The organism is Geodermatophilus sp. SYSU D00758 (genome assembly GCF_054049955.1).
On record NZ_JBJGYK010000037.1, the window covers coordinates 1 to 14,875 of the forward strand.

The following is a 14,875-nucleotide window of genomic DNA, read 5'->3' on the forward strand; positions in this document are numbered from 1 at the left end:
CCGCGCCGCCGGGGGGCCGCGCGCCCCCCCCCCCCCGCTGCCGCGGTGAGCCGGGAGCAGCCGGTCGCCGCCGCGGTCCTGCGCCGGCGGACCGCCCGGGCAGGGGGTCAGCCGCCCGGGGAGACCCGGGAGGGGCGCGGGCGCAGGTCCCGCACGAGCCGGGCCATCTGCTCGCTGGGCTGGACGCCGAGCTCCTCGGCGAGGAGCACCCGGAACCGGTCGGCGGCCCGCAGGGCCTCGGCGAGGTTGCCCTCCCGCAGGTGCACGCGCACCACCGCACGGTGCGCGCTCTCCCGCAGCGGCTCGGCGCGGACCGCGGCGTGGGCCGCCTCGAGGGCGTCGCCGTAGCGGCCGGCCACCGCGAGCCGGGCGGCGGCCTGCTCGAGGGCGTGCATCCGCACCTGCCGCAGCCGCTCCCGCTCGAGCAGGACCCAGTCGTCGTACCAGCCGGGTAGCAGGTCCCCGAGGAGCCCGCCGGGCACCTCGACGTCGTCCGGGCCCGCGTCCGGGTGCCGGACCCGGCGGGCCCAGTCCTGCAGCTCCCGCACGTCGACCCGGACGCCGTCGGCGAGCGCGAGGGTGCAGGCCGACGCCTGCACGAGCCCGGGCGCGACCTTGTGCAGCCGCCACAGGGCCGACCGCAGGCTGCCGTGGGCGTGGTCCTCCGGGACGTCCGGCCACAGCTGCCCGGCGACGGCGGCGCGCGGCGGTCGCCCGGACAGGCACAGGTGCGCCACCAGCCGCTGCACCCCGTGCGGCAGCTCCCCGTCGCCGGCCGGTGCACCCGGGGAGCCGAGGTGCAGCCCGAAGCCGTCCAGGAGCGTCACGCGGACCGGTGTCGCGACCCCCACCCCGACCACCCCCTGTCGAGCCGACGGTGCGGACGACCCGGACGACGACGACCGGACGCGCACCCGGACGATGCCGGTTCGGAAGATAGGACCGCCCGGTGGCGCACCGTCAGGGTCTAACTACCCGGTGATCCCCCGTCGGGGCGGACGAGGCCCGCGAGCCACTCCTCCACGGCGGTCACCACCGCCGCGGGGGAGGCGACGACCGCCACCGTCGCCTGCCTCCCGGCACCGTCGGGGGCGCCGGAGGAGGTGTCCTCCAGCGCCGTCAGGCGCGCGCGGAAGGCGCCCTCCCCCTCGAACCACACCCGGATGAGGAGTGCGCTGCTCCGGTCGTCGGTCACGGCCGCCTCTCGGGGTCGACGACGCCGCCGCGGAGCCGGTGCGGCGGTCGACCGCCGCGCCGCCGCGGCGGCTGGGCTCCCCACGGTGCCCCCGACGCCCCGCGGGTGCACTCCCCCGTCCGGATGACGCCCGCGCCGCGCGCTCCGGTCAGGCGTGACCGGCGGCCCGCAGCTCCCGCACGCACGCCCGTTCGAGGGACCACTGCCGGCGCACGCGGGCCAGCAGGCCCGGGACGGGCTCGAGCTCCCGGGGCCCGGACCGGCGCGCGTCGGCGAGCACGCCGTCGGCGTAGCGCCCGGTGGTGGTGTGGACGGTCCAGCGCTCCAGGTCGGGGACCGACACCTCCTGCCCGACCAGGACCGCCGGGCCCCGGACACCGGGCGGGGCGTCGCGCAGGGGCACCGGCTCGGCGTCCCAGCCGGTCACCCGGACGGTGCCGACGTGCAGGCCGTCGTCGTCGACGGCGAGGACGGCGTCGGCCGGCCCCTCCCGGCGCCGCGTCGCGCCCACCCGCACCGGGTCCAGCACGAGGACCAGCCGCGGCAGGTACCACCAGTGCTCCCGGCGCAGCATGGGCGAGTCGGCCAGCGCGCGCGACGGCGGGTGCTTGCGCAGCTCCTGGTCGAGCAGCCGCTCGGTGAACAGCGACCCGTCGCCGTCCTCGACCAGCGCGGGGCGCCCGGTCAGCACCAGCGGCCGCCACGCCGACCCGGTGAGCCGCGGGTCGGACAGGACCAGCGCGACCTCCCCCGCCGATGCGGCCGCCCGTGCCGTCCCCGCGTGCGCCCAGGGCAGCGCCACCGCCGGCCGGTCGTCGAGGAGGAGGGGGACGACGCCCGTCGCGCCGGGGGGCCCACCGGGCGTCCGCCACAACAGTTCGGCCACACCGGCCGCGTGCACCGCCCGCGCGGTTGTGGGGTCCATCGGGGAGTTGTCTACTCCCCTGCAGCGGCGGCATCGGGGCCGCCCCGTGCGAGGAGGTGCCGATGCCGGCATTCGTCGTGGGCGCGGTGGTCGGGATCCTGTTCTTCCTCGGGTACCGCTACTACTCGTCCTACCTGGCCCGGCGGGTCTACGCCCTGGACCCGGCCTTCGTCACGCCGGCGCACCGGTTCAACGACGGCGTGGACTTCGTGCCGACCAACAAGCACGTGCTGTTCGGCCACCACTTCACCTCCGTCGCCGGCGCCGCGCCCATCGTCGGGCCGGCGATCGCGGTGTTCTGGGGCTGGGGGCCGGCGCTGGCCTGGATCGTGATCGGCACGATCTTCGCCGCCGGCGTGCACGACTTCGGCTCCCTGGCCGTCTCGGTCCGGCACAAGGCCAGGAGCATCGGGACGCTCGCGGGCGAGGTGATCAACGGCCGCGCCCGGATGCTGTTCCTCGCGATCATCTTCTTCCTGCTGACCCTGGTGAACGCGGTGTTCGCCGTCGTCATCGGCAACCTGTTCGTCGCCAACCCGGGCGCGGTCATCCCGATCGTCCTGGAGATCCCGCTGGCGATCTTCATCGGCATGTACATCTACCGGACCCGGTCGTCGGCGCTGCTGCCCTCGATCGTCGGGGTGCTCGTCCTGTACGCGCTGATCCTGGTCGGCAACGCGTTCCCGATCTCCCTGGACGGGTGGGCCGAGGCGCTGGGCTTCGAGCAGACCCGCAACCTGTGGGTGGTCCTGCTCTTCGCCTACACCTGGGTCGCCTCCCGCATCCCGGTGTGGGTGCTGCTGCAGCCGCGCGACTACATCAACAGCCACCAGCTGTTCATCGCCCTCGGCGTCATCGCCCTGGGCGTGATCGTCGGGATGAACACCCTCCAGGCGCCGGTGGTCAACGACGTCCCCGAGGGGGCACCGAGCTTCTTCCCGTTCCTGTTCATCACCATCGCGTGCGGCGCCATCTCCGGGTTCCACTCGCTGGTCTCGTCGGGGACGTCGTCGAAGCAGCTCGACAAGGAGACCGACGCCCGCTACGTCGGCTACATGGGTGCCGTCGGCGAGGGGTCGCTGGCCACCGGGTCGGTGCTGGCCACGACGGCCGGCGTGGCCGCCACGCAGGCCGACTGGGAGGCCCTGTACCCCGACTTCGCCACCGCGTCGGGCGGGGCGACCGGCAACTTCGTCAACGGCGTCGCCGAGTTCGCCAACAACCTGGCCATCCCGCTCGACCTCGCGACGATCTTCGCCGCCGTCGTCGTCATCAGCTTCGCCGCGACCACGATGGACACCGGCGTGCGGCTGCAGCGCTACGTGGTGCAGGAGATCGGCGAGCTGACCGGCCTCCGGGTCCTGGCGCGCAACCTCACCCTCGCCACGACGGTGGCCGTGGTCATCCCGCTGGCCATGGCCCTGCTGCCCGGCGGCGGGGAGGCCGGGTACACCTTCGGGGTCCTGTGGCAGCTGTTCGGGACGACGAACCAGCTGACCGCCGGCCTGGCGCTCTCGGTCGTCGCGGTGTGGGTGACCCGCCGCGGGCGCAACCCGGTCGCGGTGCTCGTCCCGCTGGTGTTCCTGCTCGTCATGACGTCGTGGGCGCTGATCATCAACCTGCGCAACTTCGTCGAGGCCGGCCAGTGGGTCCTGGCGCCCCTGGACGCGGTGATCTTCGTCCTGGCCATCTGGCTGATGGTCGAGGCCGCGCTCTCGCTGCGGTCGGCGTTCCGGGACCGCGGGCGGGCGGTCCCCGCCGAGGCCCCGACCGGGGACGGGGAGGAGTCGGCCGTGGCCCGCGCCAACCCCGAGCACGGGGACTCCACCGCCGGACCCACCGAGGGCCCGGGCGGGCGAGCCGGGCGGTGACCTCCCGCGTCGTCCTCGTCCGCAGCACCCGCTCGGCGGCACCGGCCGCCGGCGGGTGCTGCGGCGGGGACGTCCGCCTCTTCGACGAGGGCGGCGGCACCCACCGCCACCCGCCCCCCGCGGACGACGTCGGCGCGGTCTACCGGGCCCTGCGGTCGGCACTGCCCGCCGACGTGGACGTCCAGGTGGTGTCGCCGTCCAACTGGCTGTGGCTGCTGCCCGAGCTGGTACGGGGTGGACGCCGGCGCGGCCTGCGTGGCGCCGAGCTGCGCCGGTCGGTCCGGGCGGGCATGGCGGTGTCCTCCGTGCTCGTCGACGGCGTCCCGGTGGCCTCCGGTGGCCTGCCGGCGCCGGCCGAGGCGGTGGCGCTGGTCGGGCGGCGGCTCGCGCCGCGCTGACCCCCGGCGGCCCGGGCGGCCCGCTCAGCCCCCCGTGGACCGGTCGACCAGGCGGAGGACGGCCTCGGCCACCACGTCCGGGCGGTCCGCCGGGACGAAGTGGCTCGCGTCCTCGACCCAGGTCAGCCGGGCGTCCGGGAGGTCGTCGGCCAGCCGCTGCCCGTAGCGCGGCTTCATCTGGTGGTCCCGGCGCCCCCAGACCACCTCGGCCGGCACCGCCAGCCGGGGCAGGAACGGGGCCACCGTCTGGGTGTACACGGAGTCCAGGGACCGCAGGTGCCGGGCCAGCAGCCGCGGCCCCTCCGGCCGCGTCCAGGGCTCGAGGAAGCGGTCCAGGTACGGCGCCGCCCGGTCCTGGTGCGCGAACAGCGTCCGCAGCCCGGGGCGGAGCGCGGTGGCCAGCACCCCGCCCGGGAGGCTCGCCAGCACCGGCCACCCGGCCTTGAGCGCGCGGACCAGCGGGACCGGCCAGCCGTCGTAGCAGACGCCGTCGACCACGCCCAGCCCGGCGACCCGCTCGGTGCCGGTGACCGCGAGGATCTGCGCGACACCCCCGCCGAGGTCGTGGCCCACCACCACGACCCGGTCGAGACCCAACCGGTCGAGCAGCCCCAGGACCATCGCGGCCTGGGCGGCGAGGTCGACCCGCTGCCCCGGCGGCGCCTCGGACGACCCGTACCCGAGCATGTCGACCGCCAGGACCCGGGCCCGGTCGCACACCGCCGGGACGACGTCGTGCCAGAGGCGGTGGTTGGTCGGGATGCCGTGCAGGAGGACGACGGTGGTCGGCCCCTCCCCCGCCGACCACACGTGCACCCGCCGCCCGTCGACGTCGACCAGGTCCGTCGTCCCGATGGGCACGTCCATGCACCGGGGACTGCCCCGGCCGGTGGGCCACCATGCGCCCGCCGGGTCGGCTCCGCGGGCGGGGGCCGGGCGGCCGCCCGGACCACTCAGGTCCAGCCCAGCCAGTCGACCGCCTCCCGCGCCACCTCCGGGGGCACCGCGTGCGGCCCCGGGAACTCCCGGTAGGTCACGTCGTAGCCGTCCGCGCGCAGGTCGGGGACGATCTCCCTGCTGGTCCGGTCCACCGGCAGGACCTCGTCGGCGGTGCCGTGCGAGACGAACACGCGGGGGGTGCCCCGGGTCGGACCGGGCGGCACGAAGCCCGGCGAGAAGGCGACGACCCGCCGGAACAGCCCGCCGTTGGCCAGCCCGAGGCCGAGTGCGTACGACGCGCCGTCGGAGAAGCCGGCGAGGGCCACCCGTCGGGGGTCCACGGGGACGGAGGCGGAGACGGCCGCCAGGGCGTGGTCGACCGTCGCGACGTCCGGTCCGTAGCCGTCCCGGACCGCGTCCCACGTCGCCCCCCGGGACGCCGGCGCCAGGAGCAGCAGACCCCGCTCGTCGGCCGGGCCGCGCAGCAGCCCCAGGCCCGACTCGGCGTCCCCTCCCGCGCCGTGCAGGACGACGACCACGGGCAGCGCCCGCCCCGGGGGGGTGCCCGGGGGCACCCGCACCAGGGCGTCGCGGGTCCCCGTCAGCCCGAGCGGCCGGGTGCCCGGGGCGACCGGCTCCCGGCCGGCGGTCTCCGGCGGCCCGCCGGGGCTCGCGGTGAGCAGCGCCGCGGGGTCCCGCCCACCCGTCTCGCGGGCGGCCGACCCGCAGCCGGCCAGCAGGCCGAGGACGACCGTCCGGCCCGCCACCTGGAGGAGTCGACGACGGGTCAGCACGGTCGCGTGTCCTACCCCGCCGGACCCGGACCCCCGCACGGCCGGGGGAAGCCGACCCGAGGGAGGCGCGCCGCGGGACGGTCCGCGACCGCGCCGTGGTCGGTAGCCTCCTGCTCCCACACCCGACGGGCCGTGAGCCCGGTCCTGCCGGCCGGCCCACCGCCACGGTGGAGGAGGTCCGGTGACCGGTGCCGACACCACGGGGCCGGCGGCGCTCGCCGCGTCCGGCCCGCCGGCGGAGAACGGCGTCCTCGAGGTCGTCGCGCTGGCGGTGCTGCTCGTCCTGGCCGGTTACGCGTTCTGGCGGCGGCGGGTGCTGCGCCGCCGCTACCACCTGGACAAGCGGGAGCGCGCAGTCCGGCTCGGCCAGCAGTGGCTCGAACCCCTGCTCGCGGTGGTGGTCGTCGGCGGTGTGCTGGCGAAGGACGTCGCGGCCGGACCGGCGCACCTGGTCGCCCTGGCCGTCGGCGGGACGGCGGGTGCGGTCCTCGGGGTGCTCCGCGCGCGCTACCTCCTCGGCCGCGTACGCCGGGTGGGCAACCGGCTGGTCCTGGAGCGCACCTGGCAGGAGGTGCTCCTCCTGGTGCTCCTCCTGGTCCTGCAGATGGTGCAGCGCGAGGTGAGCACCGAGTCCACCAGCCCGCTGGCGCTGGTCAGCACCGCCCTCCTCAGCGCCGGGGTGCTCGAGTCGGTGGCGCGGGTGGCCTACCTGACCCTCCGGGCGCGGTCGGCGACCACCGAGGACCCCGGCGCCACCACCGGCGCGCGGGCGGACGGGAGAACCCCGGCGGGCCCGCACGGCCCGCGAGGAGAGGGAGGTCCGGGTGGACGAGCAGAAGCTGCTGGCGGCGGCGCAGTCGATCGTCGGTGAGGAGGACACCCTGCTGGCGGCGGGGGTCTTCCAGCCACGGGGGACGCAGGGCGGGATGGCCGCGGGAGCCGCCGTGGGCGGCGGCCTGGCCGGCGGCGTGGCCGCACTGGCCACCACGGCCACCGGCCTGGCGCTCGGGGAGCGGGCCGGCGCCGCGGCCGGCCACGGCCTCGCGGTGCCGCGGTGGACGGTGCTGGCGGTCTCCGCGACCCGCATCTACGCGTTCGTCGGCGAGGGGCACGGCCTGGCCGTCCGGCCGGTGGAGCTGTTCTCGGTGCTGGACCGCGGGGTCGTCCGGACCCGGGTGCACCAGCGGGTCGGCGTCCGCGTCCTGGAGCTCGTGGACGCGCGGACCGACGACACCCTGGAACTGGAGTCGGCACGGCTGGGCGGCTGGCACGGCAGCGACGTGCTGGCGCGGCTGGCCTGAACCCGCCGTACCGGACCGGGGAGGCCGACCGCGTGGGCGAGACAGGGACCACCGGGGCCGGGACCACCGACCCCGTGCAGCTCCGGGCCGCTCCGGTGCCGGAACCCCGCACGGGCGAGCCGGCCGCCGCGCCGGCCTCGTCCCGCGCCGGGGCGGCGGAGCACACGCAGGAGGAGGTCACCGGCTACGAGCGGTCCCCGAGCGACGTCCTGCGCACCGTCGTCCTGGCCGTCGTCGCCCTCCTCCTGCTCCCCCTCGCGTACTGGACCCGGGAGCAGGTCCGGGCCCTCGACGAGGACCTGGTGCAGCGGCTGTCCGGTGCGGCGCCGGCCCTCGACCGGCTGCTCACCGGCGCATCGGTGGTCCTGGTGCTCCTGGCGCTCGCCGCCGCCTGGCTGGTGCCCCTGGTCACGCGGCGACCCCGGGTGGCCGGGTACCTGCTGGTGGCCGGGGCCGCGGCTGCAGCGCTGGCGTGGGCGGCCGGGGAGCTGCTCGGGGTGGACGCCGCGGCGCGGGCCGGCCTCGACCCCGTGCTCCGGCTGGCCGGTCCCGCCGTCGCCGCGGCCTCGTCCGTGGTCCTCGGTCCGTTCGTGTCCGCCCGGTGGCGGCGCGCCGGAGCCGTGGTCCTGGCGCTGGTCGTGCTGCTCGAGCTGCTGACGCCCCTGCCCTCCCCGGCGGGCCTGGCCGCGGCGCTCGTCCTCGGCGCCGTGGCCGGCTCCGGGACCCTGCTCGCCCTGGGCCGGCCGGTCGCCCGGCCGACGCGCACGGCCGTGGCCGCGGCCCTGGCTGGCAGCGGGCTGGCGCCGGTCGACGTGGCCCCGGCCGCGGTCGACGCCCGGGGGTCGGTCCCCTGGTTCGCCACCCTGCGCGACGGCGACCGGGTGTTCGCCAAGGTGATGGGCGCCGAGAACCGGGCGGCGGACCTGCTGTTCCGGGCCTACCGGTTCCTGCGGCTCAAGGACGTCGGCGACGAGCGCCCGTTCTCCTCGCTGCGCCGCACGGTGGAGCACGAGGCGTTCGTCTCGCTCCTGGTCCGGGACGCCGGCGCGCGGACGCCCCGCCTCCGGGCCGTGTCGCCGGTGGGTCGCGACTCCTTCCTCCTGGCCCACGACCTGGTGGAGGGCACCACGCTGGACCGGCTGCCGGACGCCGCCCTGACCGAGCCGGTGCTGCTGGGGATCTGGGAGCAGGTCGCGGTCCTGCGCCGGCACCGGGTCGCCCACCGCGACCTGCGCCGGGCCAACATCCTGCTCGACCCCTCCGGGCAGCCGTGGCTCATCGACTGGGGCTTCAGCGAGGTCGCCGCCGCGCCGGTGCTCCTCGATGCGGACGTGGCCCAGCTGCTGGTCGCCCTGGCGCTGCAGGCCGGTGTCGACCCCGTCGTCGAGTCCGCCGTCGCCCGGCTGGGGCCGGAGGCGGTCGCCGCCGCGCTGCCCCGGCTGCAGCCGGACGCGCTCAGCGGGGCGACGCGCGAGGCGCTGCGGCACCGCCGGGACCTGGCCGGCCGGCTGCGCGCCGCCGTGGCCGCGCGGTGCGGGGTCCCGGAGCCGCCGCTGGCGGCCCTCGAGCGCCTCCGGCCCCGCACGGTGCTCACCGTCGCCGTGCTCGTGCTCGTGACCTACGTCCTGGTCCCCCAGCTCGGCGACGTGGCGGGGATGGCCGCGCGGGTCCGCACCGCCGACTGGGCGTGGGCGCCGCTGGTCCTGGCGACGTCCGCGCTGACCTACGTGGGTGCCACGCTCAGCATCACCGGGGCCGTCGCCGCGCGGCTGCGCGCGGTGCCCACGTTCCTCGCCCAGCTCGCCTCCTCCTTCGCCGGCAAGCTGGCCCCCGCCGGCCTCGGGGGGATGGCCCTCAACGTGCGCTTCCTGCAGCGCAGCGGCGTGGACCTCGCGGTGGCCACCTCGGGCGTCGGCCTGAGCTACGCCGCCGGGTCGGTCGTGCACGTCGTCCTGCTGCTGGTGTTCGGGATCTGGGCCGGCGGGTCCCTCCTGGGCGACCTGCCGCTGCCCGACGCGCACCTCCTCGTGTGGTGCGCCCTGGGGGTCCTCGCGGCCACGGTCGCCCTGACCGGGGTCCCCGCCGTCCGCCGGGTCCTCGCCGCGCGGGCGGTCCCGCTGCTGCGCCGGTCGGCCCACGGGGTCGGCTCCGCGCTGCGCAGCCCCGGGCGGCTCGTCCTGCTGCTGGGCGGCGCGGCGGCGGTCACGCTCGGCTACCTGCTCTGCCTCTACCTCTCCACGCTCGCGTTCGGCGGCGGCCTGGGCCTGGTCACGGTCGGGGCCGTCTACCTCGCCGGGGCGGCCGTCGCCGCGGCGGCGCCGACGCCGGGCGGCCTGGGCGCGCTCGAGGCGGCGCTCATCGCGGGGCTCGTGGGTGCCGGGATGGACCACACGGTCGCCGTCCCCGCCGTCTTCCTGTACCGCATCGCCACCTTCTGGCTCCCGGTGCTGCCGGGGTGGGCGGCCTTCGCGTGGCTGCGGCGCGAGCGGTACGTGTAGGCCTCAGCCCGGGGAACCGGTCCGGGGTCGCCGCCGCAGGCGCAGCGCCATCACGTGCCACCGGCAGGTCGCCGAGGGCGGGTCGGCGGCCAGCCGGTCCCGCAGGCCCGCGTAGAAGGTCTCGACCACCTGCGCCCGCTCCTCCGGCGGACGGGCCGGGTCCAGCCAGCGGAACAGCGGTCGCTCGGTGACCGCGCGCACGAAGGGCTCGTAGGCCGCGGCGAACGCCGCCGCGTCCCCGTCCACGGCGAACTGGGGGTGGGTCTCCGCGTCGTCGACGGCGGACATCCCGGCGTCCACGACCTCGTAGTCCGGGTCGGACGCCAGGGGGTCCAGCCACTCCGCCGGGGTGCGGTTCCAGGTGGGGTAGTACATGCGCTCCGCCTCGGCCCGGCGCAGCGCCCCGTCGTCGACCATCCGGGCGAGCTGCTCCCCCACCATCGTGAACAGCCCCTCCGCGCCGGACGTCCCCTCCGGGGTGGAGGCGCCGGAGACGAGCACCAGCTCCCCGCGGTCCACCAGCTCCCGGGCCCGCTCGCGGAGGAACGTGCGCCAGTCGGCGGCGGCCCGCGCCCGGATCGCCTCCCGCGCCGGGCCGGGGGGCAGCAGGTTGGGGTAGACGTGCCCGGGGACGTCGACCGGGACCGCGCTCAGCCAGTGCAGCGTGATCGCGCACCAGCCCAGGACGAGCCGGCGGGCGGGGACCAGCGGGCCGTACAGGGTGCGGCCGACGACGGAGGGGAAGACGTGCTCCCGACCGGCCGGGTACCCGTCGGGGCCGGCCAGCAGCTCGAACAGGGGGGCGAAGTCGTTGCCCGGCAGGTCGGTGTGCACGACCTCGACCGGCACCGCGGGGTGCCGCTCCCGGACGCGGTCGACCACCAGGCCCACCGGCTCCATCTCGTTCCGGCCGTCGGCGCAGCCCATGTCGGCGACGAGCAGCGGCTGCGGGTCCCCCGGCACCGGCACCGCCGCGGCCGCCGCGGCCAGCCACCCGTATCCGGCGGCCGCGGCCCGGTGCTGCGGCTGGGCGTGCCGCCCGTAGAAGCCGTGCCCGGCCATGACGCTCTCGCGGTCGTGCCGCGTCCTCTCGGCCATCCGCGGAGGCTAGTGACGGCCGGGCCCTCGCGGGGTGCGGCCGGTCCTGGCTAGGCTCTCCGGCCGACCAGCCGGGCCCGGCCGGACTCCGGGCGGGTCCGGGCACCGCACCGGTGGTGGCGGGAGGCGGGGTCCATGCCGCACGGGGACCCGCAGGGGGCGGGGTCCGGTCCGTGGCGCTCGCTGGACCGGCAGCAGCGGCAGGTCCTCGTCTGCACCCTGTCGGCCAACGCGCTGGTGTTCTTCGACCAGACGGCGGTGACCGTCGCGCTGCCCGCGATCGGACGGGAGTTCGGGGCCCGGACCGACGACCTGCAGTGGGTGGTCACCTCCTACCTGCTCGCGCTCGCCGCCCTGATGGCCGTCGCCGGGCGGTTGGGCGACGCGTGGGGACGGCGGCGGGTGCTCCTCGGCGGCCTGGCCCTGTTCGGCGTGGGCAGCGCCCTGTGCGCGCTGGCGCCCACGCTGCCCCTGCTGGTGGCCGCCCGGGTGCTCCAGGGCCTCGGCGGAGCGGTCCTGGCCCCCCTGGCGCTCAGCACCACGGTGGCGGTGGTCGGCGACCAGCGGCGCGGCTGGGCGGTCGGCGTCCTCGCCACGGCCGGGACCTCCCTGCTGGTCCTGGGCCCGCTGCTGGCCGGCCCCCTGGTGGCCGCGGACTGGCGCTGGGTGTTCGCCGTCGCCCTCCCCGTCGTCGCCGTCGCCCTCGCGGCCGGGGCGCGCGCCGTACCCGGCGGGGCGCCGGCCACCGCAGCGGTCGACTGGCCGGCGGTGGCGCTGCTGCTCGTCGGGCTCGGCGCCCTGGTGGTCGGCCTGGTGGGACTCGGGCGGACCGGCCCGGCGGCACCGGTCTCGGTGGTCGGCGGGGTGCTGCTCCTGGGCGTGTTCCTGCGCCGGGAGCGGGGCCGGACCGACCCGCTGGTCGACGTCCACGCGCTGCGCGAGCCGGTGCTGGCCGGGTCCCTCGTGGCGCTCTTCGCCATCCAGTTCGCGGTCTTCGCCCTCACCGTGCCGCTCGCCCTGTACCTGCACCACGCCCTCGGCCTCGGCGCGGTGGCGACCGGGGCGGTGATCGCCCTGGCCGGCCTGGGGACGCCGCTGCTGTCCCTGCGCACCGGCCGGCTCGCCGACCGCCGCGGGCCGCGGGCGCTGGTCCTGCCCGGCCTGCTGCTCGCGGCGGCCGGCCTGGCGGCGGTGGGCGCCCTCGCGCCCACCGGCTCCCTCCTGCCGCTCCTGCCCGGGCTGCTCGCCTTCGCGGTCGCCCGGCCGATGGTCTTCTCCCCGGCGAGCGCGGGCGCGCTCCTGGCGCTCGGTGCCGCGCGGCGGGGGCAGGCGGCGGGCCTGGCGACGGAGGCGCGCCAGCTCGGTGCGGTCCTCGGCGTCACGCTGACGACCCTCACCGCGCTCACCGCCGCCGGCCCCACCGCGCTGGCCCCCGGGGGCGCCGGCCACGTGGCCGGGTTCTCGACCGCGGTCCTCGTCGCCGCCGCCGTCTGCGCCCTCGCCGCGGTCGTCGTGTGGCGGCGGATGCCGTCGCCCGCCGCCGACCGCGGTCGGCCCGGGGGCGGGGTCAGGCCTGGTGCGGGATCTTGAACGGCTGCATCGCCCCGGCGTCGATCACCGTGGTCGTCCCCGTGACGTAGCGCGCCTCGTCCGAGGCGAGGTAGAGGACGGCATTGCTGATGTCGACCGCCTCCACCCAGGGCACGGGCATGGCGTTGATCGCCGTCATGCCCTCGGCCGCCTGCTCGCGGGTGGCGCCCTGCACGCCCAGGAAGTAGCCCCAGATGGCCTCGTTGGCGATCATCGGGGTGTCCACGGTCGTCGGGTGGACCGAGTTGACCCGGATGCGGTGCGGGGCGAGCTCGACGGCCAGGGTGCGCATCAGGCCGGTGACGCCGTGCTTGGCAGCGGTGTAGTGCGCGAGGTTGGCGAAGGCGATGAGCCCCGCGATGGAGCTGGTCAGGATGATCGACCCGCCCTGACCCCGCTCCACCATCGACGGCGCGGTGGCCTTCACCGTCTTCCACACCCCGGTCAGGTTGATGTCGACGACGTCCTGCCAGCTCTCCTCGGTCAGCTCCAGCGCCGGTGCGAAGCTGGCGATCCCGGCGTTGGCGCAGACGATGTCGATGTGCCCGAACTGAGCCAGCCCCTCGTCGACCGCCGCCTGCAGGGAGGCCAGGTCCCGCACGTCGGCCTTCCGGGCCACGATGCGCCGGTCGAGCGCCTCGACCTCCTTGACCGTCTGCTGCAGATCTGCCTCGGTCGCACCGGCGTAGGGCACCGTGTCGAAGCCGCGGCAGACGTCCACGGCGATGATCTCGGCGCCCTCCTCGGCCAACCGGACGGCGTGCGCGCGCCCCTGCCCCCGCGCGGCTCCGGTGATGAACGCGACCTTGCCCTCGACACGTCCCACGGCGCTCTCCTCCCCACCTGTCCGGGCGCCGGGTCGGCGCCGGGATGGCCGCCGAATGTAGGGCCGGCGTCACACCGGGCGGCAGGTGTGGACCCCGCTGCGGACGGTCCCGGCGTGCCGTGACGGGCGCCGTCCGCGCGGCTGCGCTCGGGCGCGGCGCTCACCCGGCCCCGACGGGGGCGTCCCAGTCGACGCGGTGCGCGCGGAACCAGGCCTGCGGGTCGCTGCCCCGGGCGGCGGCCCACCGCAGCGCGACGGGCATCACCAGGTCGCGGACCACCCGCCCCACCGCGGGCGGCGACTTGGCGCTGCTGGTCCGGAACCCCTGGGCGACGGCCCGCTCCACCCGCCCGCGCCGCAGCTCCTCGAACCGGGCGAAGGCCTGCGGGACGGGCAGGTCGCGCAGGCAGCGGGCCAGGACGACGGCGTCCTCGACGGCCAGCGACGCCCCCTGCCCGGCCGCCGGCGAGGTCGCGTGCGCGGCGTCGCCGATGAGGACGACCCGCCCGCCGTGCCACCGGCGCACCGTCGGCAGGTCGTAGGTCGTCCAGCCGCGCAGCGGGCCGGGTGTGGCCTCGACGAGGTCGACCACCGGTGACCGGTCGGCCCGGTGCAGGTCGAGCAGCCGGGAGCGCCAGGCGGCGTCGGGGATGGCGGCGACCTCGCCGGGACCCGGCTCGACCGGCAGCGGCGGGTTGGCGAACCACCACGTCTGCCCGGTGGGCGCGGCCAGGTAGCCGGCGAACGCGCGCCGGCCGAAGACCATCGTGAGCCGGCCGACCTCGGCCCCCGGCGGGGTGTGATCGGCGTAGCCGGCGGTGTTGAGGACCGGGACGTAGCGGGGTGGCGGGCAGCCGGGGTCCAGCAGCGCGCGCACCGTGGACCGCACCCCGTCGGCGCCGACGAGCAGGTCGGCGGACGCGGTGCTGCCGTCGGCGAAGGTCGCCGTCACCCCGTCGGGGGTGCTGACCACCCCCGTCAGGCGCGAGCCGTAGCGGATGTCGATCCCGCGATCGAGGGCCGCACCGTGCAGGGCGCGGTACAGGTCGGAGCGCTTCGCCGACACCCCCGGGGCCGCACCGGGCCCCGGGCCGGCGGTGGGGACGGCACCGAGGACCCGCCCCGTCCCGCTGCGGAACTCGATGACCGGCGTCGGCACGCCCACGTCGAGCACGGCACCGTCGGCGTCGATCGCCCGCAGCGCGTCCAGCCCGTTGACCTGCACCCCGAGCCACGCGCCGACGTCCCCCGCCGGGGCGGGGTACGCCTCGTGGACGGTCGCCTCGATGCCCACCCGCTGCAGGGCCATGGCGACGACGGGGCCGGCCACCCCGCCGCCGATCACCAACGCACGCACCCCCGGCACCGGCGGTCCCCCTCCCCGCCCCGCGGCCGGGGCCCGGAGGCATCTCCTCACAGACCGCGGCCGGGATCCACCCC

At 77.4% G+C, this 14,875-nt stretch carries 14 protein-coding genes; 6 read left to right on the forward strand and 8 right to left on the reverse strand.

The window, feature by feature from the left end; genetic code table 11:
• Nucleotides 1–107: 107 nt before the first annotated feature.
• From ACI8AC_RS20285 to ACI8AC_RS20295, 3 genes are all read right to left on the reverse strand, one after another.
• Complete coding sequence (locus ACI8AC_RS20285; protein ID WP_456899640.1) at nucleotides 108–827, reverse strand: AfsR/SARP family transcriptional regulator; 720 nt, start codon at nucleotides 825–827, stop codon at nucleotides 108–110.
• A gap of 140 nt (nucleotides 828–967) precedes the next feature.
• Complete coding sequence (locus tag ACI8AC_RS20290; RefSeq protein ID WP_456899641.1) at nucleotides 968–1,195, reverse strand: hypothetical protein; 228 nt, start codon at nucleotides 1,193–1,195, stop codon at nucleotides 968–970.
• A 148-nt stretch (nucleotides 1,196–1,343) separates the two neighbouring features.
• Nucleotides 1,344–2,120 (reverse strand): hypothetical protein, encoded by a 777-nt coding sequence (locus tag ACI8AC_RS20295; protein WP_456899642.1) that lies wholly within the window; start codon nucleotides 2,118–2,120, stop codon nucleotides 1,344–1,346.
• A 62-nt stretch (nucleotides 2,121–2,182) separates the two neighbouring features.
• Between ACI8AC_RS20295 and ACI8AC_RS20300 the strand changes: the two genes are divergently transcribed.
• Both ACI8AC_RS20300 and ACI8AC_RS20305 read left to right on the forward strand, forming a co-directional pair.
• The gene (locus ACI8AC_RS20300) at nucleotides 2,183–3,991 is read left to right on the forward strand and encodes a carbon starvation CstA family protein (RefSeq protein ID WP_456899643.1); all 1,809 of its coding nucleotides are present in this window, start codon (nucleotides 2,183–2,185) and stop codon (nucleotides 3,989–3,991) included.
• Entirely contained in the window at nucleotides 3,988–4,389 is a 402-nt protein-coding gene (locus ACI8AC_RS20305) for a hypothetical protein (RefSeq protein WP_456899644.1), read from the forward strand. Before ACI8AC_RS20300 ends, ACI8AC_RS20305 begins: the two co-directional genes overlap by 4 nt.
• Before the next feature lie 24 nt (nucleotides 4,390–4,413).
• Here the strand turns inward: ACI8AC_RS20305 and ACI8AC_RS20310 are convergent, their stop codons facing one another.
• Together ACI8AC_RS20310 and ACI8AC_RS20315 are read right to left on the reverse strand one after the other, a co-directional pair.
• Nucleotides 4,414–5,256, reverse strand: coding sequence for an alpha/beta fold hydrolase (locus ACI8AC_RS20310; protein ID WP_456899645.1), 843 nt, complete (start codon nucleotides 5,254–5,256; stop codon nucleotides 4,414–4,416).
• A gap of 86 nt (nucleotides 5,257–5,342) precedes the next feature.
• Nucleotides 5,343–6,095 (reverse strand): alpha/beta hydrolase, encoded by a 753-nt coding sequence (locus tag ACI8AC_RS20315; protein WP_456899646.1) that lies wholly within the window; start codon nucleotides 6,093–6,095, stop codon nucleotides 5,343–5,345.
• Between the two features lie 208 nt (nucleotides 6,096–6,303).
• Between ACI8AC_RS20315 and ACI8AC_RS20320 the strand changes: the two genes are divergently transcribed.
• From ACI8AC_RS20320 to ACI8AC_RS20330, 3 genes are read left to right on the forward strand one after another with little or no spacing between them, the layout of a single operon-like run.
• Nucleotides 6,304–6,993, forward strand: coding sequence for a hypothetical protein (locus ACI8AC_RS20320; protein WP_456899647.1), 690 nt, complete (start codon nucleotides 6,304–6,306; stop codon nucleotides 6,991–6,993).
• Complete coding sequence (locus ACI8AC_RS20325) at nucleotides 6,947–7,423, forward strand: hypothetical protein (protein ID WP_456899648.1); 477 nt, start codon at nucleotides 6,947–6,949, stop codon at nucleotides 7,421–7,423. Before ACI8AC_RS20320 ends, ACI8AC_RS20325 begins: the two co-directional genes overlap by 47 nt.
• 32 nt (nucleotides 7,424–7,455) lie before the next feature.
• Entirely contained in the window at nucleotides 7,456–9,921 is a 2,466-nt protein-coding gene (locus ACI8AC_RS20330) for a lysylphosphatidylglycerol synthase domain-containing protein (protein WP_456899649.1), read from the forward strand.
• Between the two features lie 3 nt (nucleotides 9,922–9,924).
• Here the strand turns inward: ACI8AC_RS20330 and ACI8AC_RS20335 are convergent, their stop codons facing one another.
• Entirely contained in the window at nucleotides 9,925–11,019 is a 1,095-nt protein-coding gene (locus tag ACI8AC_RS20335; RefSeq protein WP_456899650.1) for a hypothetical protein, read from the reverse strand.
• Between the two features lie 135 nt (nucleotides 11,020–11,154).
• Between ACI8AC_RS20335 and ACI8AC_RS20340 the strand changes: the two genes are divergently transcribed.
• Nucleotides 11,155–12,609, forward strand: a complete 1,455-nt coding sequence (locus ACI8AC_RS20340) for an MFS transporter (RefSeq protein WP_456899651.1) — start codon at nucleotides 11,155–11,157, stop codon at nucleotides 12,607–12,609.
• Here the strand turns inward: ACI8AC_RS20340 and ACI8AC_RS20345 are convergent.
• Nucleotides 12,587–13,435: a mycofactocin-coupled SDR family oxidoreductase gene (locus ACI8AC_RS20345; protein WP_456899652.1), complete on the reverse strand. Its 849-nt coding sequence runs from the start codon at nucleotides 13,433–13,435 to the stop codon at nucleotides 12,587–12,589. The two genes, ACI8AC_RS20340 and ACI8AC_RS20345, sit on opposite strands and share 23 nt — an antisense overlap.
• A gap of 160 nt (nucleotides 13,436–13,595) precedes the next feature.
• Entirely contained in the window at nucleotides 13,596–14,792 is a 1,197-nt protein-coding gene (locus tag ACI8AC_RS20350) for an FAD-dependent oxidoreductase (RefSeq protein ID WP_456899653.1), read from the reverse strand.
• Nucleotides 14,793–14,875: the final 83 nt, after the last annotated feature.